The organism is Microbacterium sp. 01T413_2 (assembly GCF_056398985.1).
In genome coordinates this window covers 15,199-38,967 of sequence record NZ_JBFTQL010000011.1, presented here as the reverse complement: position 1 = coordinate 38,967, position 23,769 = coordinate 15,199, and the positions used below count along the sequence as shown (strand labels likewise).

The 23,769-nt window shown below is 70.9% G+C and carries 21 protein-coding genes; 10 read left to right on the top strand and 11 right to left on the bottom strand.

Annotation, left to right across the window (positions count from 1 at the left end; all coding sequences use genetic code 11):
• Positions 1 to 15 precede the first annotated feature (15 nt).
• From AC1DMN_RS08195 to AC1DMN_RS08185, 3 genes are read right to left on the bottom strand one after another with little or no spacing between them, the layout of a single operon-like run.
• Entirely contained in the window at positions 16 to 1,344 is a 1,329-nt protein-coding gene (locus AC1DMN_RS08195; RefSeq protein ID WP_477230440.1) for an NtaA/DmoA family FMN-dependent monooxygenase, read from the bottom strand.
• A complete protein-coding gene (locus AC1DMN_RS08190; protein ID WP_477230439.1) occupies positions 1,341 to 2,669 on the bottom strand; it encodes an O-acetylhomoserine aminocarboxypropyltransferase/cysteine synthase family protein in 1,329 nt (442 codons plus the stop codon). Before AC1DMN_RS08190 ends, AC1DMN_RS08195 begins: the two co-directional genes overlap by 4 nt.
• Positions 2,666 to 3,397 (bottom strand): GNAT family N-acetyltransferase, encoded by a 732-nt coding sequence (locus AC1DMN_RS08185; RefSeq protein WP_477230438.1) that lies wholly within the window; start codon positions 3,395 to 3,397, stop codon positions 2,666 to 2,668. The genes AC1DMN_RS08190 and AC1DMN_RS08185 overlap by 4 nt, the downstream gene beginning before the upstream one ends.
• A gap of 269 nt (positions 3,398 to 3,666) precedes the next feature.
• On the opposite strand from AC1DMN_RS08185, the gene AC1DMN_RS08180 reads away from it, so the two are divergent.
• The 8 genes from AC1DMN_RS08180 to AC1DMN_RS08145 all read left to right on the top strand — a co-directional run bounded on the left by AC1DMN_RS08180 (position 3,667) and on the right by AC1DMN_RS08145 (position 13,675).
• On the top strand, positions 3,667 to 4,734 hold the full coding sequence (locus AC1DMN_RS08180; RefSeq protein WP_477230437.1) for an ABC transporter permease: 1,068 nt from the start codon (positions 3,667 to 3,669) through the stop codon (positions 4,732 to 4,734).
• A complete protein-coding gene (locus AC1DMN_RS08175; protein WP_477230436.1) occupies positions 4,731 to 5,684 on the top strand; it encodes an ABC transporter permease in 954 nt (317 codons plus the stop codon). The genes AC1DMN_RS08180 and AC1DMN_RS08175 overlap by 4 nt, the downstream gene beginning before the upstream one ends.
• Positions 5,681 to 7,378, top strand: a complete 1,698-nt coding sequence (locus AC1DMN_RS08170; protein ID WP_477230435.1) for a dipeptide ABC transporter ATP-binding protein — start codon at positions 5,681 to 5,683, stop codon at positions 7,376 to 7,378. Before AC1DMN_RS08175 ends, AC1DMN_RS08170 begins: the two co-directional genes overlap by 4 nt.
• A 62-nt stretch (positions 7,379 to 7,440) precedes the next feature.
• Positions 7,441 to 9,096, top strand: a complete 1,656-nt coding sequence (locus AC1DMN_RS08165) for an ABC transporter substrate-binding protein (protein WP_477384072.1) — start codon at positions 7,441 to 7,443, stop codon at positions 9,094 to 9,096.
• A complete protein-coding gene (locus AC1DMN_RS08160; RefSeq protein WP_477230433.1) occupies positions 9,096 to 10,118 on the top strand; it encodes an LLM class flavin-dependent oxidoreductase in 1,023 nt (340 codons plus the stop codon). Before AC1DMN_RS08165 ends, AC1DMN_RS08160 begins: the two co-directional genes overlap by 1 nt.
• An 86-nt stretch (positions 10,119 to 10,204) precedes the next feature.
• Positions 10,205 to 11,395, top strand: coding sequence for an LLM class flavin-dependent oxidoreductase (locus AC1DMN_RS08155; RefSeq protein ID WP_477230432.1), 1,191 nt, complete (start codon positions 10,205 to 10,207; stop codon positions 11,393 to 11,395).
• Positions 11,396 to 11,414: 19 nt separating this feature from the next.
• Positions 11,415 to 12,797, top strand: a complete 1,383-nt coding sequence (locus AC1DMN_RS08150) for an NtaA/DmoA family FMN-dependent monooxygenase (protein ID WP_477384070.1) — start codon at positions 11,415 to 11,417, stop codon at positions 12,795 to 12,797.
• Positions 12,794 to 13,675, top strand: a complete 882-nt coding sequence (locus AC1DMN_RS08145; protein WP_477230430.1) for a DUF1684 domain-containing protein — start codon at positions 12,794 to 12,796, stop codon at positions 13,673 to 13,675. The genes AC1DMN_RS08150 and AC1DMN_RS08145 overlap by 4 nt, the downstream gene beginning before the upstream one ends.
• A 101-nt stretch (positions 13,676 to 13,776) precedes the next feature.
• Here AC1DMN_RS08145 and AC1DMN_RS08140 read toward each other — a convergent pair whose 3' ends face one another.
• The 7 genes from AC1DMN_RS08140 to AC1DMN_RS08110 all read right to left on the bottom strand — a co-directional run bounded on the left by AC1DMN_RS08140 (position 13,777) and on the right by AC1DMN_RS08110 (position 20,337).
• The gene (locus AC1DMN_RS08140) at positions 13,777 to 14,313 is read right to left on the bottom strand and encodes a GNAT family N-acetyltransferase (RefSeq protein WP_441975611.1); all 537 of its coding nucleotides are present in this window, start codon (positions 14,311 to 14,313) and stop codon (positions 13,777 to 13,779) included.
• Positions 14,310 to 15,458, bottom strand: a complete 1,149-nt coding sequence (locus AC1DMN_RS08135) for an LLM class flavin-dependent oxidoreductase (RefSeq protein ID WP_477230429.1) — start codon at positions 15,456 to 15,458, stop codon at positions 14,310 to 14,312. Before AC1DMN_RS08135 ends, AC1DMN_RS08140 begins: the two co-directional genes overlap by 4 nt.
• A gap of 73 nt (positions 15,459 to 15,531) precedes the next feature.
• Positions 15,532 to 16,530, bottom strand: a complete 999-nt coding sequence (locus AC1DMN_RS08130) for an ABC transporter substrate-binding protein (RefSeq protein ID WP_441975613.1) — start codon at positions 16,528 to 16,530, stop codon at positions 15,532 to 15,534.
• A gap of 67 nt (positions 16,531 to 16,597) precedes the next feature.
• Positions 16,598 to 17,389, bottom strand: a complete 792-nt coding sequence (locus tag AC1DMN_RS08125; protein WP_441975614.1) for an amino acid ABC transporter ATP-binding protein — start codon at positions 17,387 to 17,389, stop codon at positions 16,598 to 16,600.
• Positions 17,386 to 18,426 (bottom strand): amino acid ABC transporter permease, encoded by a 1,041-nt coding sequence (locus AC1DMN_RS08120; protein WP_441975615.1) that lies wholly within the window; start codon positions 18,424 to 18,426, stop codon positions 17,386 to 17,388. Before AC1DMN_RS08120 ends, AC1DMN_RS08125 begins: the two co-directional genes overlap by 4 nt.
• A 220-nt stretch (positions 18,427 to 18,646) precedes the next feature.
• Positions 18,647 to 19,963: a M20/M25/M40 family metallo-hydrolase gene (locus AC1DMN_RS08115; RefSeq protein WP_477230428.1), complete on the bottom strand. Its 1,317-nt coding sequence runs from the start codon at positions 19,961 to 19,963 to the stop codon at positions 18,647 to 18,649.
• A complete protein-coding gene (locus AC1DMN_RS08110) occupies positions 19,960 to 20,337 on the bottom strand; it encodes a carboxymuconolactone decarboxylase family protein (protein WP_440734833.1) in 378 nt (125 codons plus the stop codon). The genes AC1DMN_RS08115 and AC1DMN_RS08110 overlap by 4 nt, the downstream gene beginning before the upstream one ends.
• A 187-nt stretch (positions 20,338 to 20,524) precedes the next feature.
• Here AC1DMN_RS08110 and AC1DMN_RS08105 point away from each other — a divergent pair, with 187 nt between their 5' ends.
• Entirely contained in the window at positions 20,525 to 22,012 is a 1,488-nt protein-coding gene (locus AC1DMN_RS08105; RefSeq protein WP_477230427.1) for a protein adenylyltransferase SelO, read from the top strand.
• Positions 22,013 to 22,022: 10 nt separating this feature from the next.
• Here the strand turns inward: AC1DMN_RS08105 and AC1DMN_RS08100 are convergent, their stop codons facing one another.
• Positions 22,023 to 22,610, bottom strand: a complete 588-nt coding sequence (locus AC1DMN_RS08100; RefSeq protein ID WP_441975619.1) for a flavin reductase family protein — start codon at positions 22,608 to 22,610, stop codon at positions 22,023 to 22,025.
• 226 nt (positions 22,611 to 22,836) lie between these two features.
• Between AC1DMN_RS08100 and AC1DMN_RS08095 the strand changes: the two genes are divergently transcribed.
• Positions 22,837 to 23,766, top strand: a complete 930-nt coding sequence (locus tag AC1DMN_RS08095) for a DUF1684 domain-containing protein (RefSeq protein WP_440734836.1) — start codon at positions 22,837 to 22,839, stop codon at positions 23,764 to 23,766.
• Positions 23,767 to 23,769: the final 3 nt, after the last annotated feature.

Genomic DNA, 23,769 nt, shown 5'->3' with positions numbered 1-23,769 from the left:
AGAGTGATGTCTTGGTCAGAATGACGTCAGGTTGGCGCGCAGACCGCCGTCGGCATAGCCGTCGCGCAGGATGCCGCGGCGACGAAGCACCGGCACGAGTTCATCGAGCGTGCGGTGGATCGTGACCGGGTGCAGGTCGCCGGAGAAGATGAGGCCGTCGTTGTCGGCGTCGTCGCCGAGCGCTTGGATGACATCGGCGATCTCCTCCGCGGTGCCGACCGTCCCGCCGCGACCGTCGGTGATGCGGCCCAGCCGCGCCTTGCCGGCCAGGATCTCCCGCAGCGGCACCCCGTCGAAGGAGTCGTGGTGGCCGAGGAGTCCCCGTATCGTGCCCTTCGACACGTGATCGCCGAATGCGGCGGCGGGATCCAGGGGACTGTCCAGATCGAACGCCGTCAGATCCGTCTCCAGGTCGCTGGACCAGGCCTCCGCGACCTCCCGAAGCGCCGCCTCGCTGGGGGACAGCGACGCCTGCACGATGCGGTCGGCTTCTTCGACGCTCGCCGCAACGATCGGCTTGAACACGAACAGGATCGAGATGTCCTCCGGGGTGCGCCCCTGCGCGGCCGCAGCCTCGTGCACGCGCGTGCGGTACGCCCGGATGCTCTCGACGTCGAGATTCGAGAGCGCGAGCTGGATCTCGGAGTTGCGTCCGGCGAAATCGATCCCGCGTGGCGACCCGCCGGGTGAGGCGACGATGGGATCCCCGGCCGGCAGCGGTTCGGCGTTGAGCGGCCCATCGAACGAGAAGTAATGCCCGCGGTGCTGCACAGCTCGGATCTTGGATCCGTCGGCGTACACCTGCGAGATCGGGTCGGCGATGAGCGCGTCGTCGTCCCAGCTGTGCCAGAGCAGCCGCAACGCGTCCAGCCACTCCTGCGCCCTGTCGTAGGCCTGATCGTGCGGCAGCCGGTCGGTGCCGAAGTGATGGGCGCTGCCGACGTCCGTGACCACGTTGAGACCCAGGCGGTTGCCGCTCAGATGTGCGAGCGATGCGAACTGCCGTGCCGCGAGGTAGGGCGGGTACGCCGCGGGATTCGCCGTCGGGATCACACCGAGGTGGCTGGTCGCCGCGAACAGGTACGGGGCAAGTGTCCAGGGGTCGTGCTTGGGGCCGCCGTACGCCTTGCGCACCCGCAGATCCAGCGTCGCGGGGGTGATCCCGACCGACAGTGCGTCCTCGATGAGGACGAAATCGAACCCGGCCTGCTCCAGGTCCCGAGCGGACTGCTGATAGATGTCGGGACGCTGCCAGGCGTAGTTCCATTCCTGGTACGGGCGGGCCCAGCCGTGCGGGCCGAAGCCGCGTGACAAGAACCAGCCGAAGTGCTGGGGACGGGTCATCTCACTCCTGCTCTCGTGAGGATCTCCGCCTCGGACGCCACGGTGAGCGCCTGATCGAGGTCGGCGATGAGGTCTTCCGGATCCTCCAGCCCGATCGACAGGCGCAGCAGCCCCTGCCCGATGCCGGCCGCGGCGAGCTCGGTCTCGCCGCGCAGCACGTGCGTCGTCGATGCCGGGTGCAGCACGAGCGAACGGGTGTCGCCGAGATGAGTCATCCGGGTGAACAGGCCCAGCGCATCCGTGAACGCGCGCGCGGCATCGCGCCCGCCGTGCACGGTGACGGAGAGGACGGCGCCGTGGCCCCGCGGGAGGTAGTGCTCGGCGAGCCGTCGCTGCGGGCTCGATGACAGGCCGCAGTAGTCCACCGATGCGACCGCCGGGTGGCTCTCCAGCCACTGGGCGAGGCGCAGGGCCGTCGCCGACTGCCGCTGCACGCGCAGGGACAGCGTTTCGATGCCCTGCAGGATCAGGAAGGCGTTGAACGGAGAGGGCGTGGGACCGTAGCGCATCGCGACGTGCCTGGCCTGCTCCAGGAACGCGCCCGCTCCCGAGCGCTCGACCCGGGTCAGTCCGTCCGCCCCGCGGTCGACGGCGAGCTGTGGGTACCGGGTGGCCTGGGCATCCCAGGGAAAGCGTCCGCCGTCGACGATGACACCGCCGAGCACGGTGCCGTGACCGGCGAGGAACTTGCTCGCCGAGTGCACCACGACGTCCGCGCCGTGCTCGATCGGACGCAGCAGGTAGGGCGTCGCCAGTGTGTTGTCGACGATGAGGGGGATCCCATGCCCGCGGGCGATCGCGGCGACGCCGGCGATGTCGAGCAGTTCGTTCTTCGGGTTCGCGATCGATTCGGCGAACAGTGCGCGGGTCTCCGGCCGGATCCCGGCCTCCCAGGCGGCGAGGTCGTTCAGCTCCGAGACGAACGAGGTGTGCACGCCCAGGCGGGAGAGGTCGTCACGCAGAAGCTCTCGGGTGCCCTCATAGATGCTCGGCGAGGCGAGGATGTGATCGCCCGCGGAGACGAGGGACAGGAGCGTGACCGCCACGGCCGCTTGCCCGCTGCCCACCAGGAGGGCTCCGGCACCGGACTCCAGATCGGCGATGCGACGTTCTGCAGCGGCATTCGTGGGATTCGACACCCGGGTGTAGGAGAACCCGTCCGCGGACCCCGCGAACCGTGCGTGCGCCTCATCGAAATCGTCGAACACGAAACCCGCGCTGAGGTGGATCGGCGTGGCACGCGGCCGATGCGGATCAGCGGAGTCGGCGCCCGCGTGCAGCTGCCTGGTCGCGAAGCCGAAGCCGAAGCCGGAGGAACGGGTCATCGCGTCTCCGCAAGCACGCGGTCGTCCGCGGCGGCGGGCGTGCGGACAGCGAGAAAAGTGGTGTGCCGGCGCAGGACGAACCCGAGGCGCTCATAGACGCGGATGGCTCCGACGTTCGTCGCCGCCGCGTGCAGCAGCGCCTTGTCTCCGCGCCGCTGGATGTGGAAGGCGACATCGAGGACGAGACGCGATGCGATGCCCTGACCGCGGTGCTCCGCATCCGTCGAGACCGCGCTGATCTCCGTCCACCCCTGCGGATGCAGTCGTTCCCCTGCCATCGCGATGAGGCGGCCCCCGCGCCGGATCCCGATGTAGCGACCCAGTTCGACCGTGCGAGGACGGAAGGGGCCCGGCTGGTTGCGCTCGACGAGGGCGAGCATCTCGGGAACGTCGTCAGCACCCAGCTCGATCGCCTCGTCGTCCGGGACTGGCCGCAGCGCGTCGGTCTGCACCAGCTGCACTCCCTCGCCACGGCCGAGCTCCTCCCACCCCACGGGGAGTGCGGGATCGGCGCCCGAGATGCCGATCTCCTGCCCGGGGCCGACCAGCTCGGCGAGGGCCTGCCACACGGTCGGGTCCTCCCAGGTGCGCACCGCGACGAAGGGGGCGACGTCGGACGGATACCGGCGCACCAGGTCGCCGCCGAGCGCGAAGGTCGCGTGCGGGCCGGTCAGTGCATGCCACGCCGGGTTGTCGAGCACGTGGTCGCCCGAGGTTGTGGATGCCATGACGCGGATCCCTCTCCTGCATTCGTTGGGTCAGGGACACCCACAGTAGGTACCGCGCGGTGCTCTCGGCGAGGGCTGCAGCCGACTGTGTCGCCCGGTGACACGATGCGACGCCGCGTGACGGAGCACGACGGTTCTTGACCGTCTGCATCAGCCCATGACCCCTGCTCGCGACCCGTGCCGCCGCCGATGGGAGCATCGCTCGAACGGAGCYCTCGTGCTCCGCAGATTCCCCGGATCCATGCTGCGAAGCGCGAAAGGAGCACCCCATGTCGACAGCGAATTCGTCTCGATCGGCCGTTGCGCGCTATGTCGCATCGAGACTCGGCCAGGCAGTGATCGTGCTGTGGGCCGCGTACACGGTGTCGTTCCTCGTGCTCTACGCGCTGCCCAGCGATCCGGTGGCGCTCAAGACCGGCGGCGACGCCAGCGACATCACCCCGGAGCAGCTCGCCGCGCTGAAGGCGAAGTACGGGCTCGATCGGCCCCTCCTCGTGCAGTACGTGCTGCGCCTGGGCCACGCGCTCACGGGCGACCTCGGCACGTCGATCGACACGGGGCGACCCGTCTCGCAGGTGATCGGCGAGGCGATCCCKCCGACSCTGCAGCTGGCSGGCCTCGGCTTCGCCATCGCCGTGCTCACCGGCGCCGCGCTCGCCGTGGTCGCGACGTTCGTGCGCAGCCGCGCGCTGTCGACCTTCCTGCTCGGGCTGCCACCGCTCGGCGTCGCGATCCCGGCGTTCTGGTTCGGGCTGATCCTCATCCAGCTGTTCTCGTTCCAGCTGCCGCTGTTCCCCGCGATGGGAGACCGCGGCTTCCCCTCGCTCGTGCTCCCGTCCATCGCCCTCGCGCTGCCGACCGGAGCGATGATCGCCCAGCTGCTGTCGAAGAGCCTCACGGCCGCGCTGCGCGAGCCCTACATCGACACCGCTCGCGCCAAAGGTGCGGGGGGTGCCCGGATCCATCTGCGCCACGCGCTGCGCAACGCCGCGCTGCCGGCGCTGACGGTGACGGGACTCATCGTCGGTCAGCTGCTCAGCGGCACGGTCGTCACCGAGACGGTCTTCTCCCGACCGGGCATCGGCCGGGTCACCGCGACCGCCGTGCAGCAGCAGGACATCCCCGTGGTCCAGGGCGTCGTGCTGTTCGCCGCTGTCGTCTTCGTCACCGCGAATCTCGTCGTGGATCTGATCTATCCGCTCCTGGATCCGCGGATCGAGCTGACATCGGCGCCGCGCCGCCGGCGTCGCCCGCGCGCCGCGACCCCCGCCGCGGCCCCCGCTCCCGCTGAGTCGACCTCGGTCGACATCGACGCCGTCCTGGAGGAAGTCCGATGAGCGACACCGTCGCCCTGCTGCCCGACGGCACCCAGCACCCCGCGGACGGATTCGGCGGGACGGCCGCGAACCGGTTCGACGACGCGGTCGCGGAGCGCGCCTCGCACCGCGGACGCGAGGCGTCCGGCCCGCGCAGGCGGAGCTGGTTCGCCCGGCGCCCGGCGGCCGCCGCCTCCCTGCTCTGGTTGGCCGTCGTGCTCGTCGCCGCGGTCGCACCGGTTCTGCTCGCTCCTGGTGATCCGCTGGCCGGCGTCCCCGCCGACCACCTCCAGGCGCCCTCCGCGGCGCACTGGTTCGGTACCGACCAGATCGGGCGCGACCTCTACACCCGGGTCGTGCACGGCACCTCGCTGACGATCAGTGCCGCGTCGCTGGCCGTGGCCGTGGGTGTGGTCGCGGGATCCGCGATCGGCCTGCTGAGCGGTTTCGCCGGTGGCCGGACCGACGCCGTCCTGATGCGGGCCGCGGACGTGCTCCTGGCGATCCCGAGCCTGCTGCTCTCACTCGCCGTCATCACGGCTCTGGGCTTCGGAACCGTCAACGTCGCGATCGCCGTCGGTATCGCGAGCGTCGCCTCGGTGTCGCGCATCATGCGCGCCGAGGTCATCAAGGTGCGCGGCTCCGCCTACGTCGAGGCCGCGCGCGCCTCGGGCAACAGCTGGATCCGGGTGCTTCTCCGGCACGTGCTGCCCAACTCCACYGGGCCGGTGATCGCCCTCGGCGTGCTCGAGTTCGGGGGCGCGATCCTCGCCGTCTCCGCGCTCAGCTTCCTCGGATACGGTGCGCCCGCGCCTGCGCCCGAATGGGGCGCCCTGGTGTCCGGCGGCCGCGACTTCCTCCGCAACGCCTGGTGGCTCACCACCTTCCCGGGACTCGTCATCGCCCTCACCGTCCTCGCCGCGAACCGACTCGCACGGGGGCTCGACACCGAACGGACGGACGGATCATGAACGCGCAGAGCCCGCTGCTGGAGATCGAGTCGCTGTCGGTGGCGTACCGGACGTCGCGCGGACGCGTCGACGCAGTGCGCGACGTGAGCCTGTCGGTCGCGCCCGGCGAGACCGTCGCGATCGTCGGCGAATCCGGATCCGGCAAGTCCACGACCGTGCACGCCGTGATCCGGCTGCTCCCCGGTGCGGCGGACATCGCCTCCGGCGCCATCCGATTCGACGGAGTCGACCTGGCCGCGGCGTCGAACGCGGCATTGCACTCGGTGCGCGGACGCCGGATCGGGTTCGTGCCGCAGGACCCGACGGTGAGCCTCAACCCGGTTCAACGCATCGGCACGCAGGTCGCCGAGGTACTGCGCGTGCACGGGCTCGCCGATCGGCAGGGCGCCGCGGAGCGCGCGGTGCAGGCGCTGGAGCGCGCCGGGCTCCCCGATGCCGCGCTGCGCGCCCGCCAGTATCCGCACGAGTTGTCCGGAGGGATGCGGCAGCGCGTTCTCATCGCGATCGCGATCGCGGCCGACCCGCAGCTGATCATCGCCGACGAGCCGACGAGCGCGCTCGACGTCACCGTGCAGCGGCAGATCCTCGACCATCTGGACGGGCTCAAGCGCGAGCGCGGSGCGAGCCTGCTGCTCATCACGCACGATCTCGGCGTCGCCGCGGACCGCGCCGATCGCATCATCGTGATGTCTCAGGGCCGCATCGTCGAGCAGGGCACCCCCGAGCAGGTGCTGCTGGCGCCCGAGCATCCGTACACCCGCCAGCTGATCGCGGCCGCCCCCGGCCTGAACGCGCGTCACGAGCCGGTGATCGCCGCAGCCTCAGCGCCGGTCGTGCTGCGCGGACGCCCCGGCGATCCCTTCGCCGCCCGGGACGCGGGAGTGCCGCCGACCAGCCCGGCGATCGTCGAGCCCGTGCTGGAAGTCGACGCGCTCGTGAAGGAGTTCGCGGTGCCCGGGACGGGCGGGGCCGTGCAGCGCGCCGTCGACGGCGTCGGCTTCCGGATCGAACGCGGCCAGACGCTCGCCCTGGTCGGCGAGTCGGGGTCGGGCAAGACGACCACCGCCCGGCTGGCGCTGCGCCTCACCGACCCGACCTCCGGCACCGTCCGGTTCGACGGCGCCGACGTCACCGCACTCCGCGGCGCGGAGCTGCGACAGCTGCGCCGCCGGGTGCAGCTCGTGCAGCAGAATCCCTATGCCGCGCTGAATCCGCGGCTGACCATCGAGCGCATCATCAGCGACCCGCTGATCGCGTACCGTCTCGGRGACCGGGCCCAGCGCCGCGCCCGCGCCGCGGAACTCGTCGACGTCGTCGCACTGCCTTCCTCGGTGCTGCAGCGCAAGCCCTCGGAGCTGTCCGGCGGGCAACGGCAGCGCGTCGCGATCGCCCGCGCGCTCGCGATCTCGCCCGAGCTCATCGTGCTGGACGAGCCCGTCTCCGCCCTCGACGTGTCGATCCAGCACCAGATCCTCACGCTGCTCAGCACCATCCAGCGCGAATTCGGCCTCAGCTACCTCTTCATCTCGCACGACCTCGCTGTGGTCCGGCAGATCGCGCACACCGTCGGCGTCATGCAGCGCGGTCGCATCGTCGAGTCCGGCACCGCGCGGGAGATCTTCGACCACCCGCGCACCGAGTACACCCGCACCCTGCTCGACGCGATCCCCGGCGGCCTGCGGATCGCCCTCTGACCATCTCCCACCCGATTCCCCCTCCGTCCCGCACCGGACCGCACCCCCACCAAGGAGCCACCATGAACCCGACCCGAACGGCGTCGCGCCCGCGCACCGCCCTGCGCCTGCGAACGACCGCGCTCGCCTCGATCGCCGTCATCGCCGGCCTCGCCCTCAGCGCCTGCGCGCCCGCGGCGCCCGCGGCCGCACCGACGAGTGCCGGGGCCAAGCCCGTCGACGGCGGGGCGCTCACGTTCGCGATCGCCAACGACCCGATCTCCCTGAACCCCTCCGGGATCGGCTCCGGCAACGACACCTGGTACGTCACCCGGCAGCTGGTCGACTCCCTGCTCTACCAGAACCCCCAGACCGGCGAGCTCGAGCCGTGGCTCGCCACCTCCTACAAGAGCAACGCCGACGCGACGTCGTTCACCTTCGAGCTGCGCCACGGCGTCACCTTCTCCGACGGCACGCCGTTCACCGCGGCGAACGTCAAGGCCACCTTCGACGACATCCAGACCGGGGGTGCCCTGACGCAGACGACCAGCAACTTCGTCGGCTACAAGGAGACCARGGTSATCGACGACGACACSGTCGAGGTCGACTTCAGCACCCCGAACGCCGCGTTCCCGAACTCGACRGCCAGCGTCGGYCTGGGCATCGTCGGCAACGCCACCCTCGCCGYGCCCTTCGCCAACCGCGCCGACGGCAAGGCCATCGTCGGCACCGGCCCGTTCACGCTCGACAGCTACACCAAGAACGTCTCGACCGTGCTCACCGCCCGCAAGAACTACGCCTGGGCGCCCAAAGCGCTCGGCAACAACGGTCGCGCCCATCTCGACACCGTCACGTTCCAGGTCGCGCCCGAGGCGGGCGTGCGCACCGGCAGCCTGACCAGCGACCAGGTCGATGTCATCGGCGGCGTCCAGCCCACCGATGTGCAGACGCTTCAGGACGCCGGGTACCCGCTGATCTCGCGTGGCAATCCCGGCATCAGCTTCGGGCTCTCGTTCAACCTGGCCCGCCCCATCGTCTCGGACATCGCCGTGCGGGAGGCCATCTCCGCGGCGATCGACCCGGCCGTCGTGCGGGACACCGCCCTGAACAAGCTCTTCAACGTCGCCACGAGCACGCTGGCGAAGAACACGCCGTCCTGGGCCGACGAGAGCAAGCACTTCTCCTACGACCCGAAGCACGCCGGGACGCTCCTCGACAAGGCGGGCTGGACCAAGGGCGCGAACGGGATCCGCACCAAGGGCGGTGCTCCGCTGACGCTGCAGCTGGCGTGGATCACGAACTTCGGGCCGAACCAGACCTCGCTCGAACTGATCCAGCAGCAGCTCAAGAAGGTCGGCATCGACGTGGTCCTCTCCGGCAGCACCGTGCCCGAGTTCCTCGCGAAGCAGGCGTCGGGCGACTTCGACATCGTGTGGGGCAACCTCTCCCGCGCCGACGGCGATGTGCTGCGCACGCAGTACTCCAAGGCCACCACGAAGCTGCACATCGACGACCCCGAGCTCGAGACGCTGCTGCAGGGGCAGCTGGCGGCGGGCAACCCCGCCGCGCGCGACAAGATCCTCGCCGAGGCGCAGGCGCGCATCGCGGCGCAGTACTACCAGATCCCGGTGCACGAGCTCACCTCGATCCTGTCGACCCAGTCCACCGTGCACGGCATCAGGCTCGGAGCGGACTCACGCCTGGACTCGCTGGTCTCCGCCTGGAAGGACGCACACTGATGAGCACCGCGACCATCGCCTCCGCCGGCTTCACCCTGGCCGGGAACTACCCCGAGGCCGATCCCACGGCAGGACTCGAGGACACGCTGCGGCTGTTCGAGTTCGCCGAGGAGATCGGTCTGCAGGTGGCCGGAATCCGCCAGCGCCATCTCGAGCGCGGCGTCTCGTCGGCGCTGACCTTCCTCGCCGCAGCCACGCAGCGCACCGAGCGGATCCGCCTGGAGACGGCGGTGGTGCCGCTCGGCTACGAGACGCCGTTCCGCCTCGCTGAGGACTTCGGCACGGTCGATGCCCTGTCGAACGGCCGGTTGAACGTCGGAGTCAGTTCGTCCGCGCCGCACGGGGCGCTGCTGCGACACCTCGGCCGCATCGAGGACGACGGCGACATCGACGCCTACGTCCTGATCGGACGCTTCCTCGAGGCGCTGGAAGGCCATGCGCTCGGCGCAGACATCCCCACGCCGTACGGCCCGCAGACCCCGCGGGTGCAGCCGCACATCGCGGGGCTGCGGGATCGGGTGTGGCTCGGCGGCGGCTCCGCCCGCTCGGTGCGGTGGGCCGCCGACCAGGGACTCAAGCTCCTGCTCGGGAACATCACGGCCGCCGCGGGAGCCGCCTCCTTCGAGGACGCGCAGCGCGCCCACATCGACGACTACCACGCGCACTTCGCCGGCGCCGGCACCGGGTCGGTCGGAGTCGAGCGGGTGATCCTGCCGATCGACAGTGCCACGGCCGGCCAGCGCGACCGCTACACCGCGTTCGCGGAGAGCAGGCAGGCGCGCACCGAGCGGCCCACGAACGGGCACCTGTTCCAGCGGGATCTGTTCGGCACCGCCGACGAGATCGTCGAGCGGCTCGCGTCCGACCCCGCGATCGACGGCCTCACCGAACTGCGCATCGCGCTGCCGTATGCGCTGTCGCTCGACGACTACCGGCAGATCCTCTCCGACATCCGCCACGCGGTCCTGCCCCGACTCGGCTGGGTGCCGGCCGCCGGAGCACTCGCCTCGGCCGCCGCGTAGCGGGTCCCCTCTCGATCGTCCCCTCGACCGCCCCAGACACATCGACCGTCCCAGACRCATCGACCGTCCCAGACAAGGAGCACATCATGAGTTCACGACTTCGCGTCGGCGTCGCCCTCGAGGGCGCCGGCTGGCACCCTGCCGCCTGGCGGGAGCCATCATCGCGGCCCGCCGAGCTGTTCACCCCCGGGTACTGGACCGACCTCGTCCGCACCGCGGAGGAAGGGCTCCTCGACTTCGTCACGATCGAGGACTCCCTCGCGCTGCAGTCCTCGGATCCCGTCCGCGGGGACGAACGCACCGACGAGGTGCGCGGACGCCTGGACGCCCTGCTGATCGCGTCCCGTGTGGCGCCCGTCACCTCTCGCATCGGGCTGATCCCGACCGTGACGACCACGCACACCGAGCCGTTCCACGTCTCCACGGGCATCGCCACGCTCGACTTCGCGAGCGAGGGTCGCGCGGGGTGGCAGGTGAAAGTGTCCGGGCGGGCCGACGAGGCCGCCCATTTCGGGCGTCGCGCGCACCCCGGCGATCAGATCGCCTGGGGCGATCCTGCCTTCGACGTGCTGGTCGGCGAGCTCTTCGACGAGGCCGCCGATCATGTCGAGGTCGTTCGGAGGCTCTGGGACAGCTGGGAGGACGACGCCGAGATCCGCGACGTCGCGACCGACCGGTTCCTCGACGCCGACAAGGTGCACGAGATCGACTTCGAGGGCCGCTGGTTCAGCGTGCGAGGGCCGTCGATCACACCGCGCCCGCCCCAGGGGCAGCCGGTCGTCGCCGCGCTCGCGCACGCCGAGGTGCCCTACCGGCTGGCCGCGCGCTCCGCGGACCTCGTCTTCGTCACCCCGGCCGACGCTGCGCACGCGGAGCGGATCCTGACGGAGGTCGCCGCCGCCGCGGATGGCCGCGGGGGAGAGCCCCTCCAGGTCTTCGCCGATCTCGTGGTGTTCCTCGACGATCCGGACGGGGAGCCCGCCGCCGATCGACTCCGTCGTCTCGACGCCCTCGGCCGCCCGCTCACGAGCGACGCGCGCGTCTTCACCGGCTCCGCATCCGAGCTCGCCGACCTCGTCGCCCAGCTCGGAGCCCTCGGATACGCCGGGGTCCGCCTGCGGCCCGGGGTGCTGACCGACGACCTGCCCCGCATCGCCGGCGCGTTCGCCGCGGAGCTGCGCGCACGCGGTCTCTTCCACGACGCCTACGAGGCGGGCACCCTGCGCGGGCTGCTCGGCCTGCCTGAGCACGTCCCCAGTCGCTACGCCGCCGTCTGACCGATCAGAGGAGAACACCATGACCACGAGAGCACGCAAGCAGATCATCCTCGCCGCGTATGTCGGCGGAGTGAACGAGCACACCCTGTGGGAGCACCCGGATGCGGGCAGTCAGATCGACTTCTCCACGTTCCGGCACGTCGCGCAGACGGCCGAGCGTGGGCGCTTCGACTACTTCTTCCTGGCGGAGGGGCTCGCCCTGCGCGCCAGGGCAGGCCGCATGTTCGACCACGACATCGCCGGACGCCCCGACACGCTCGCCGTGCTCGCGGCGCTGGCCGCGGTGACCGACCACATCGGCCTGGTGGGCACGCTGAACGCGACSTTCAACGAGCCSTACGAGCTCGCCCGCCAGATCGCCAGCCTGGACCAYCTGTCGGGCGGYCGGGCCGGATGGAACGTCGTCACCTCGTTCGACGCGTTCACCGGCGCGAACTTCCGCCGTGGCGGCTTCCTTCCGCACAGCGAACGCTACGTGCGCGCGGAGGAGACCGTCGCCACCATCCGCCGGCTGTGGGACTCGTGGGCCGAGGAGGCGATCGTCGCAGACAAGGCGACGGGCGTCTTCCTCGCGGACGCCGGCGCCGGCGCGTTCGCCCAGTCCAGCACGCAGTTCGACATCGCGGGCCGTTTCACCGTGCCGCGCAGCCCGCAGGGGCGCCCGGTCATCGTGCAGGCCGGGGTCTCGCCGCAGGGCCGGGACTTCGCGGCCTCCACGGCGGACGCGATCTTCTCGCCCTACGCGACGCTCGCCGAGGGCAAGGCGTTCTCCGCCGACATCCGGGAGCGCGCGGCCCGTTTCGGTCGCGGACCGGACGAGATCAAGATCCTGCCCGCGGCGGGATTCGTGATCGGGGACTCGGCCGCGGACGCCGAGGAGAAGGCCCGCCACATCCTGGAGCAGCAGCTCACGGACAAGACCATCCAGGTCACCTTCGAGCAGGTATGGAACCGCGACCTGTCGGCCTACGACCCCGACGGACCGCTGCCGGACGTGGACCCGGATCCCGAAGCTCCGCCGATCATCCAGGGCCGCGCCTTCGTGTTCCAGGACCGGTTCGAGACGGTGCGCAGATGGCGTGAACTCGCCGACGAGCGGGGTCTCACGCTGCGCGGCCTCGCGCACGAGATCAGCCGCGGACCGGGATACGTGGGCACTGCTGTGCAGGTCGCCGATCAGCTCGACGCGTTCGTGCAGGAGGACGGCGGAGACGGTGTCGTGCTCGGCTCCCACCTGGTTCCGTCGGGGCTCGACGAGTTCGTCGACGAGGTCGTGCCGCTGCTGYAGGAGCGCGGTTCGCTGCGCAGCGAGTACGACGGCACGACGCTGCGCGCGAACCTGCGCCTGCCGTTGCCGGCGCGCGCCGAGGAGCTCGCCGGGGCGACGGAGACGGCACGATGACGCTCCCTGCCCCGGTGGAGACAACGCCCGCGCAGACGGCGGACGCGTTCGCGCGGGAGTGGGAGGACTGGCACGAAACGCATGAGGAGCGCCGTGCCGACCCGCACGGGTTCCTCGCCGTCAGCGGCCTGTTCTGGCTGACGGCGGAAGCGCGCCGCTTCCCCGGCCTGCCCGGCGAGTGGTTCACCGGCGTCACCGGGCCCGTCGTGGTCCTCGCGGACGGCGAGGCCCTCACGGTCGACGGCGCCGAGGTCACGGACACGCACGCGTTCGGCCCCCTCGCGGAGCGCGACGGCGTGACGGTCGGGTTCGAGGGAGGCGTCGTCGAAGTCGCCAAGCGTGGCGGACGGGACATCCTGCGGCCGCGCCGCCCCGACTTCCCGTTCCTGTCCGCCTACACGGGGACAGCCGCATTCCCGCCCGACCCGCGCTGGCGGATCCCGGGCCGGTTCGTCCGGTTCGTCGCGCCGAGGGCGATCGAGGTCGGTGCAGCCGTCGACGGCATCAGCCACGTGTACGACTCCCCGGGCTACGTCGAGTTCCTCGTCGACGACGAGCCGTTCCGGCTGCTCGCGTTCGACGGGCACCGACCCGGTTCGCTGTTCGCGTTGTTCACCGACGCGACCAGCGGCGTCACCACGTACGCCGCGAACAGGACCGTGTCGTTCGAGGTGGCCGAGGGCTCCGACGCGACCGTGGTCGACTTCAACCGGGCGACGAACCTGCCGTGCGCGTACACCGACTTCGCCACCTGCCCGCTGCCTCCCGCGGAGAACCGGCTCCGCATCGCGGTGACGGCGGGAGAGCAGACGCCGGCCCGACGTGTGCACGGCGAGGTCTCCGCCGAGGGCCTGATCCCCCGGGCCGACTCGCTCTGAGCGCCGGACCTCGAGCGCTCACGACTCAGCGCCGCCCGCGGATGCGCGGGCGGCGCTGAGCGCTGTGCATGGGCGTCGGCAGGTGCGATCGGCAGGCTACGTCATGCGTCGGAGGTCTCCGCCGGCGCGATGTCGAGGCCGAACGCCAGAAGCTCGAGGAACACCCCTGGCTCGACCTCGACGCTCTGCTCGCGTTCGTGCAGCCTGCGGAAGCCGAGCTTCGCGTAGAGGGCGTGCGCACCCGTCATCTCAGGTCCGCTGTTCATGACCACTCGTTCGGCCCGCCGCTCGGCGGCGAGGGCGATGACATGCCGGGTGAGGGCCTCGCCGACGCCGCGTCCGCGGGCCGTGGGTGCGACGGCGAGCTGGCGGAAATCGAGTTCGCCGTCGCGCGCCACCTCCGACAGATGCGCACCGGCGCGCGGGACCCAGACACTACCGACGATCACATCCGTCTCCAGCGCGACCCATATGTCTCCCAGCGCCGCGCGCGCGGCCACGTCGCGCAGCGACCGGAGGTACGCGGCCGACAGCTCGGAGTAGCTCGAGACGTAGGCGTCCTCGGTGAGGCGCCCGACGATTCCGTACTCGTCGGGCACGGCGAGCCGGATGGCGAGCGCCGTCGCTGTCGGGCTCATCGCCCGCGCGCCGTCTCGAGGACCCGGGGTGCGCTGCTCTCGGAACCCCATGCGTCGGCGAGCAGCGCGAACGAGCGCTCGCGGTCCCGGGGGTCGTGCGTGATCGTGGTGAGCAGCAGCTCGTCGGCGCCGGTCACGCGCTGGAGGGTGTCGAGCCGCTCCACGACGGTCTCCGCGTCGCCCACGAAACGGGTGTCGAGGCGGTCGCCGACCACGCCGAGCAGGTCGGCCGGGTACGGTGCGACGAGGGCATCGTCGGGGTGCGGGTAGGCGATCGCCCCCTGGCCCGCGCGGATGCTGTGCACCCACTCTGCGTACCCGCGGCCGATGCGCTCCGCCTCGGTCGCCGTATCCGCGACGAGCACGTCGGCCGAGACGATCACGCGCGGCTCGGCGAGCGCGCCAGGCCGGAAGGCACGCCGATAGGCCTGCACAGCGTCGAGCACGAAGCTGCCCGCGACGTGGAAGTTGGCGCCGAACGGCAGCCCGAGACGCCCGGCGAGCTCGGCGCTGATCCCCGCAGTGCTGCCGTGCAGCCACACCTGGATGTCCTGCCCCTCGGCCGGCGTCGCGTGGATCGGCACGCCCTCGGGGGCGATGTAGGCGCCCGCGATGAGCGCGAGGATGTCGAGCACGTCCTGCTCGAACCGGTCGGCGTCGCCTGCGGTGCGGCGCAGCAACCGTGCCTGTGCGGCGAACCGGGCGGAGTCGAAGGCGAACGGCTTCGCGGCCGGCAGCAGCAGACCGTCCACGACGCGGGCCTCCGCAGGGGCCGATGCGCTCGGCGCCGAGGGGTGCGATGTGGATCCGGATCGGCCGATGCCGAGGTCGAAGCGCCCGGGGTGGAGGGCGGCCACGACGCCCGCGGCCTCCACCACCTGGAGGGCCGCGTAGTTGCCGATGATGGTCGCGGCAGTGCCGATCCTGATGCGCTCGGTCGCCGCGGCGATGGCCGCGAGCAGCACGTGCGGGGCGGCGCCGGCGACGCCGGGGTTCAGGTGGTGCTCGGCGAGCCAGAAGCGGTGGTAGCCGAGTCGTTCCGCGGTCTGCGCGAGCGCGATCGTGTCACGGAGGCCCTGGCCCGCGGTCGACCCTTCGCCGAACGGGGAGAGCTCGAGGATGCTGAGCGGTGCACGGTTGGTCATGTGTTCGTCTTTCTCGGGTGCGGATACACGGAAAGGTGYGGGCCGGCATCTGCCGCCGGCCCGCACCTCGGATTCAAGACTTGGGCAACCCCGGCGGGTTGATCTCCGAGGTCGTGACCCCCTCCGAGTCGAGCCCCCACCCCTTGAGCACCTGGGCGTACTTCCCGTTCGCGATGAGCTCGTTGAGCACGATGTTGACGGGCTCGATGAGTCCGTTGCCCTTCGCGGTGCCGGCCGCGATCGCGGCCGCCTGCGGCCACCCGCCCGGGACGATGCCCACGAGCTTCGTGGCGCCTGTCTCCCTGGCCGCCCACGCGGAGGAGGCGTTCGGGCCGAAGGTGGCATCGACGCGGCCCGACTGCAGCGCGAGGGTCGCGGCCGCGTTGTCGTCGTAGTACTGCAGGTCGGCCGGTGCCTTGCCCGCGGTCTTGAGCTCCTCGTTCCACTTCAGGAGCACCTGCTCCTGGTTGGTGCCGGATCCGACGACGATCTTCAGGCCGGAGATGTCCGCGGCCTTCTGGATCTTGGAGATCGTGCTGTCGGACTTCACGTAGAAGCCGAGCAGATCCTGACGGTAGCTGGCGAAGTCGAAGAGCTCCTTGCGCGCCTCGGTGACCGTCACGTTCGAGGTGATCAGGTCGTACTTGCCGGACTGGATTCCGAGCGGCCAATCGGCCCAGGCGACGACCACGGGGTTGTAGGTCAGGCCGAGTCCCTGCGCGATCAGGCTGCCGATGTTCGGCTCGGTGCCGGCGGGCAGGGTCTTGCCGTCCGGGACGTAGCTGAGCGGCGGCACGAAGGCGCCCACGGCGACGGTGAGCTTGCCCGGCTCGACGGGGTGGAAGCCGCTCTTCTTGAGAGCCTCGACGGCCTTCGGGACGACCTCGCCCTCGACCCACTTCACGTCGTCGGCCGAGACCTTCGCCGCGCTCTTCGTGGGCTGCGGTGTGCTGTCGGCGGCGGTCGCAGCCGCCGGCTGGTTGAGGGCGACGACCGCGCCGACGGCGACGATCGCGGCGACCGCGACGGCGGCGATGCCGACCACCGCGCCCTGCTTCTTGCTGAGTGCCATGCTGTGTTTCTCCTTGCGGTGAGGGGCCTTGCGATGATGCGGCCGTGCCGCGTTCGGGGCGTGCGGATCAGTTCAGGACCTTGGCCAGGAACTCTCGGGTTCGCGGATGCTTCGGGTGATCCAGGACGTCGGCGGGACGTCCTTCCTCGATCACGGTCCCGTGGTCCAGGAAGACGATCCGGTCGGCGACCTGGCGGGCGAAGCCGATCTCGTGGGTGACGATGATGAGCGTGGTGCCGAACCGGGCGAGGTCGCTGATGACCTCGAGCACCTCGCCGACGAGCTCTGGATCCAGCGCACTGGTCGGCTCGTCGAACAGCAGCACCTTGGGCTTCAGTGCGAGTGCGCGGGCAATCGCCACGCGCTGCTGCTGGCCTCCCGAGAGCTGCCGGGGGTAGGCGTCGGCCTTGTCGGCGAGGCCGACGCGATCGAGCAGGCCGAGGGCGAGCTCTCTGGCGTCCGAGGCGGCCAGGCGCTTGAGAGCGATCGGCGCCTCGACGATGTTCTCCAGCGCGGTGAGATGCGGGAACAGGTTGAAGTGCTGGAAGACGATCCCCACCTGCGTGCGGCGCCGCAGGATCTCCCGCTCGTGCAGCTCATGGAGCTTCTCACCGCGCAGCTCGTAGCCGATCAGCTCGCCGTCGACCGTGACCGATCCGCGATCCACGCTCTCCAGGTGATTGATGGTGCGCAGCAGGGTCGACTTGCCGGAGCCGCTCGGGCCGAGCAGCGCGATGACCTCGCCGGGCTGCACGGTGAGATCGATCCCCGAAAGCACCTCGAGCCCGCCGAAGCTCTTATGGACGTTGTGGATCTCGACGAGTCCGCTGGTGGCGGTCTCCGCGCTGATGGTGCTCATGCGCTCGCCTTTCCGGTGGAGCGGATCGCGGCACCGGCCGGTGTCTGATCATCGCCGAGCCGGGCCCATTGCGAACCGACCCAGCGCCGGGCCTGCTGCAGAGGGGTGGGCGGCAGCGCCCGGGCGGAGCCGCGCGCGAAGTGCCGCTCGATGTAGAACTGCGCGATGCTGAGGATCGTGGTGATGATCGTGTACCAGACGACCGCGACCAGGAGCAGGGGGATGACCCGGCTGTTGCGGTTGTAGATGACCTGCACCGCGTAGAAGAGTTCGGGGATCGCGATCACGAACACCACGGACGCGCCCTTGACGAGGCCGATGACCTCGTTCGTCGCGTTCGGGACGATCGAGCGCGCCGCCTGCGGGAGGATGATCCGGAACAGCCGCCGGCCCGCCGGAATGCCGAGGGCGGCCGCCGCCTCGGACTGCCCCTGGTCGACGGAGAGAAGCCCTCCGCGGATGATCTCCGCCGAGTATGCGGCCTGGTGCAGCCCGAGGCCCAGGATGGCTGCGGCGAACGCGCTGACCAGCTGGACGGTGGGGAACTCCACGATCCAGAAGTCGGTGGTGAACGGCGTGCCGAGTCCCAGCTTCGGGTACAGGTAGCCGAGGTTGTACCAGACGATGATCTGCACGACCAACGGCACCGAGCGGAAGAACCAGATGTACGCCCACGCGGCGGAGCTGAGCAGCGGGGACTTCGACAGCCGTCCCAGCGCGATGATCGTGCCGAGCACGAAGCCGACGATCGCCGAGACGGCGGTGATCGCGAGCGTGTACCCGATGCCGATGAGCACGGGGCCCGAGAAGAAGTACTCGGCGAACGTCCCCCACTCGTAGCGGCTGTTCGTGACGAGGCTCCAGCCGAACTGGGCGACGACGAAGAGGATGAGCGCGGCGAACGTCCAGCGCCACCAGTGACGGGTGTGCACCACGGGGACGGCACTGATGTCGACCCTGGTCCGAGTGCGATCCTCCGGTCGGCTCGGTTCGTGGTCGACCGAGCGGCCGAGAGGCGGTGCGGCGATGTCGGTCATGATGCTCCCTCGTGGTTCCTCAGCGCAGCGGGTGCTGCGTGAAGCCACGGTATGAGCACCTTCGGCTGCCTCCACAGCCGGGGATTCACACGCGGCAACCGGCTGATATCCGATGCAACCGGCTGATATACGGCGTAACGGAGCGATGTCCGGCGTCACCCAGGCGCAGAGGACAGGGCGCCGGTCCATGGTCGGACCGGCGCCCCGTCGGCAGGTCGGTTCAGGCGTTGCGGAGGATGTGATCCGTGACGCGCGTCGAGAAGTACAGGGCCTCCACCGGGATCCGCTCGTCCGCGGCGTGGAACTCCCCGAACACGTCGAAGTCGGCCGGAACCCGCAGCGGCACGAAGCCGTACCCGCGGATGCCGAGCTGCGCCAGGTGCTTGTTGTCGGTGCTCGCCGGCAGCAGATAGGGCACGACGAGGCCGTCGGGATCCTCGGTCGCGATTGCATCCTGAAGCACCTCGAGCAGCGGAGAGTCGATCGGCGACTCGATCGCGGGCACCGGGCGCCCCCACGAGAGATCGACGTCGTCGCCGACGAGAGCCGCCAGCTCCTGCTGCAGTGCGGCATCCGCCCCCGGCAGGGCGCGGATATCGAGACGTGCGGTGGCTTCGGCGGGGATCACGTTGGTCTTGCCRCCGGCGCTGAGCACCGTCGGCGAGACCGTGTTGCGCGCGGATGCCGTGACGATCGAGGAGACGAATCCGAGCCCGGCGAGCTCCTCGTCCAAGCCGTCGTCCGTGAACCGGATCCCGCGATGCTCCCCGAACACCTGCAGGAAGCGCTTCAGGGCGGGGGTCGTCACGACGGGGAAGCGGTGCGCCCCCACGGCGGCGACAGCACGGGACAGGCGCACCACCGCGTTGTCCGACGTCGGCCGCGAGCCGTGCGCCGCGTGCCCGCGCGCGGTGAGGGTGGCCCACGTGACGCCCTTCTCAGCCGTGGCGACCAGGTAGGCCCTCCGCTCGTCGGTGAGCGGGATGGAGAACCCGCCGACCTCGCTGATCGCCTCCGTGGCGCCGTCGAACAGCTCCGGCCGGTTGTGCACGATCCACCGCGCGCCCCACACGCCGCCTGCCTCCTCGTCTGCGAAGAACGCGAAGATGAGATCGCGGCGGGGCACGACGCCCTCCCTGCGGTAGGCCCGGGCGAGAGCGAGGATGGCCCCCGCGTAGTTCTTCATGTCGACGGCGCCGCGTCCGTAGAGGATGCCGTCGTGGATCTCCGCGCCGAACGGCGGATGAGTCCAGTCCGCTTCCACCACGGGCACGACATCGAGATGCGCGTGCACCACCAGCGCCCCGGCGTCCGGATCCGTCCCGGCCAGCCGGGCGACGACACTCGCCCGGCCGGGTCGCGGCTCGACCAGGTCGACGTGATAGCCGGCCTCCTCGAGCTTCTGCTTCACGAACAATGCCGCCCGAGTCTCCCCGTCGCCGATGGTGGCCGCATCGCCGGTGTTGACGCTGTCGATGCGGATGAGGTCGCGGATGAGCTCGAGGGCCTCCGCCTCGACGGGCGACGGAGCCGTCACTGCGCGCCCGCGTGCTCGTGCCCGTGCGCGTGCTCGACGCGCGCGTCGCCGGCGAGCTTGAATGCGAGCCTGCCGTGCGCGTACCCGCCTCCCGCGCGGATCGCGGTCGCGACCCAGGCGGCCTCGGCGAGCTCCGCCTCGGTGGCGCCAGCGCGCACCGCGTTCTGCGCATGCCCGTCGATGCAATAGGCGCACTGCGTCGTGATGCCCACCGCCAGGGCGATCAGCTCGCGGAACTTCAGCGGGATGGCGCGCCCCTCCTCGGCGAAGACCGCCTGATCGAACGCGGCGAACGCGGCGAGGATGTCAGGCGTCTCGCGCTTGTAGACGCGGGTGAAGGTCTTGTCTGCGGTGCGATCGAAGTAGTCCGACACGTGCTCTCCTCGGAGTCCAGGCCGCGCGAGGGCACGGCGCGCCCTCACGCTAATCCGGGGGCGCGATGCTTCCGAAGCGCACCGTCATCGGGCGACTCGCGGCGTCTTCGACGACGGAATGTTCCGCCGCATGTCGCCGGATTTCGCTCGGGATCCGCGCTCCGCGGCGCGAGCGGAGACTCGTGGGATGACGCATCCGATCGCCCCCCACGCCGCGCGTCGCCCGCCGGTCCTCGAGCAGACCTGGGCGGAGCTCCTGCCCGAGCTCTCCCGCCCGGCGTCCCCCGTGCGCACGCCGGATCCGCGGCTGATCGCGCTGAACGAGGAGATCGCCGGTGAGCTCGGCCTCGAACCCGGCTGGCTCCGGTCCGACGACGGGGCGCGCTTCCTCACCGGCGAGTCGCGGGCCGACGGGACGGCCCCTGTCGCCCAGGTGTACGCGGGCCACCAGTGGGGTGAGTTCCGGCCGATCCTCGGCGACGGCCGCGCCGCCCTGCTCGGGGAGAGACGCGACCGGCGGGGACGGCTGCGCGACCTGCATCTCAAAGGCATCGGCCCGACCTCGATGTCGCGCGTCGACGGCTTCGCCACGGTCGGCCCGATGCTGCGCGAATACCTCATGGGCGAGGCGATGCACGCCCTCGGCGTTTCCACGACCCGAGCGCTCGCGGTCGTGTCGACGGGCGCTCCGCGCGAACGCGACGGCCAGGTGCTGCCCGGTGCTGTGCTCGCCCGCACGGCCGCAAGCCACGTCCGCTTCGGCTCGTTCGAGTACGCCGGCACGCACGAGGATCCCGGCTTGCTCCGGCGCCTCGCCGACCACGTCATCGCCCGGCATTACCCGCAGGCCGCGCGCGCGGAGCACCCCTACCGCGCCCTGCTCGCGGAGATCGTGGAGGCAGCGGCCGCGCTCACCGCGGACTGGATGCGGATCGGGTTCGTCCACGGCGTGCTCAGCACGGACAACGTCCTGGTCTCCGCCGAGACCATCGACTACGGGCCCTGCGCGTTCCTGGACGCCTACGAGCCCGGGGCTCGTTTCAGCTCGATCGACGAGTTCGGCCGCTACGCCTACGACAGGCAGCCTGCCATCATGCGGTGGAATCTCGAACGCCTGGCGGAGGCGATGGCGCCTCTGCTCAACGACGACGTGGCGACCGCCGAGCGGATCGCGGCCGACATCACCGCCTCCTTCGAGGACCGCTATCGCGCGCACAGATCCCTGGCGTTCGGTCGGAAGCTCGGCGTCGGTCAGAACGTCGAACAGGCGGAGATCGAGGCCGTGGCCGACGCGGCCCTCGGGATGCTCACCGAGCACGCGGTCGACTTCACCGGATTCTGGCGGGATCTCGCCGCGGCCGCGGCCGGCGACGAGCGCCCGGTCCGCAGCCGCTTCCTCGGTCCGGTCCCCGAGCTCGACGCGTGGCTGCACCGGTGGCGCGCCCTCGGCCCCGACGACGAACTGATCCGCAGGGCCAACCCCGTGTACATCGCACGCAACCACATCCTGGACGAGGCGCTCGCGGCGGCGGTCGACGGCGACATCGCGCCGTTCACGCAACTGCTGGGCCTGCTGCGCACACCCTTCATCGAGCGCGCGGGAGATCAGCACCGCCGCTATACCCGCCCCGCACCGGACGGCGCGCCGAGACACCTCACCTACTGCGGCACCTGACCGGCCGCCGTCACTCGATCCGGGACGGCTCTCCCAGGGCATGCCAGGTGCGGCTCACATAGACCAGTGGCGTTGCGGCGATCCCGGTCTCGGACGGCTCGGGGAGGGCGGCGTCGAGCGCGTGCACGATCACCACCGTGGACGTGCCCGCCCGCAGGCGATGCAGCACACGGCCGCGGACCCAGGTGCGCGCCGCGGGGAAGTAGGGCTCACCCGTATCCAGGCGGCTCCAGATCGCGCGATCCGCGAACCGGTCGATGCCGCTGGTGGCGCCCAGCTTCGCCAGGCCGAGCTGCGCAGAGGAGAGCAGGTGGACGATCACGGTGTCCGCGCTGTTGATCGTGGTCGACGCCGACGACTGATCGGAGATCGAGAACACGAGCAAAGGCGGTTCCGCGCTGACCGAGGACACGCTCGTGGCGGTCAGCGCGACCGGCCCGTCGCCGGCTTCGGCCGTGACCAGCGCGACGCCCGCGGGGTGCTCCCGGAACACGCGTCTGAACTCCTCCGCGGAGAGAGCCTCCACCCGGTCGGGGCTGCTGTCCTCGAGTCGGTGGCTCTCCACGCTCCGCGGCCGGTCGATCTGCTGGGTCGACATGACGGATCCCTCCTTCTGCTCGAGACGATGCGGCGGTGCGCGGCACATGCCGGCTCCGTGGCGCCCAGCCTGCCGTCACGACGGCACGCGGAAGCCTCTGTGTCGTCAGGTGCAGAACTGTTGCGCGGGATGACGTCGGGTGACGACATCCGGCGCCCAGCGCACGGCCGCGATCTAGCGTCGCGGTGAGAGGGACAAGACACAGCGACGCGGACGGAGAGGGATCATGGTGACCGGTGAATGGTATTCAGAGCTCGCGGACGATACGTTCGCAGGGCTCTCCTCCGCCTCGCTGTCGCCCGATCCGCCGATCGACGACCTCGGATTCGAGAGCCTGGGCTCGTACGTCTTCGCGCAGGATTGGCAGCACTGGCACGACGATCTCGATGAGCGCAGGCGGGATCCGCACGGACCTCTCGCGTACACAGGACTGCACTGGCTGAGCGCGCGCCCGCAGCGCGTGCCGAGGGTGCCGGGATCGTTCCGCGCGATTCGCGGGTCCGTGCTCCTCTCCCTCGATCCTGACGAGCGCGCCCGATACTCGGGTGTCGACCTCACGGGCGAAGCCCGCATCGACCCCGGTGAGAACGGCACCCTCGAGTTCGCCGGCGGCACGGCCGAGTTCGCCCGGCTCGGCGGCCATGCGGTGCTGCGGAGTCGGCTGCAGCCGAGTCCGTTCCTGGAGAGCTTCGGAGGCACTCCCGCGTTCCGCCCGAACGAGGCGTGGGTGATCCCCGCCGTGTTCCACGCGGATCCGCGTGCGTACGAGGTCGACGCCGCAGTCGGCGACTTCCTGCATCTCCTGCAGTCTCCGGGCACGCTGCGGTTCACCATCGGAGGGCGTGGGCATGAACTCGCCGTCTTCGAAAGCGTGTCCGGCAACGGCTGGCGCCTGCCGTTCACCGATGCGACCTCGGGCCGTGAGACGACCGTCTGGGGCCGCGACGTCGTGGTGGACCCGGTCTTGGACGGCGAGACGGCGATGATCGACTTCACCCGATCCAGCAACCTCCCGTGCGCGTACAGCGACATGACGACGTGTGCGCTGGCGCCGCGGTCGAACCGGATCCGGACGAGGATCACCGCCGGCGAGAAGACGCCCCGCCTGCGCCTCATCGCGGGAGCCGACGGGCCGATCGTGGTCAGCGAGCGCTGACCA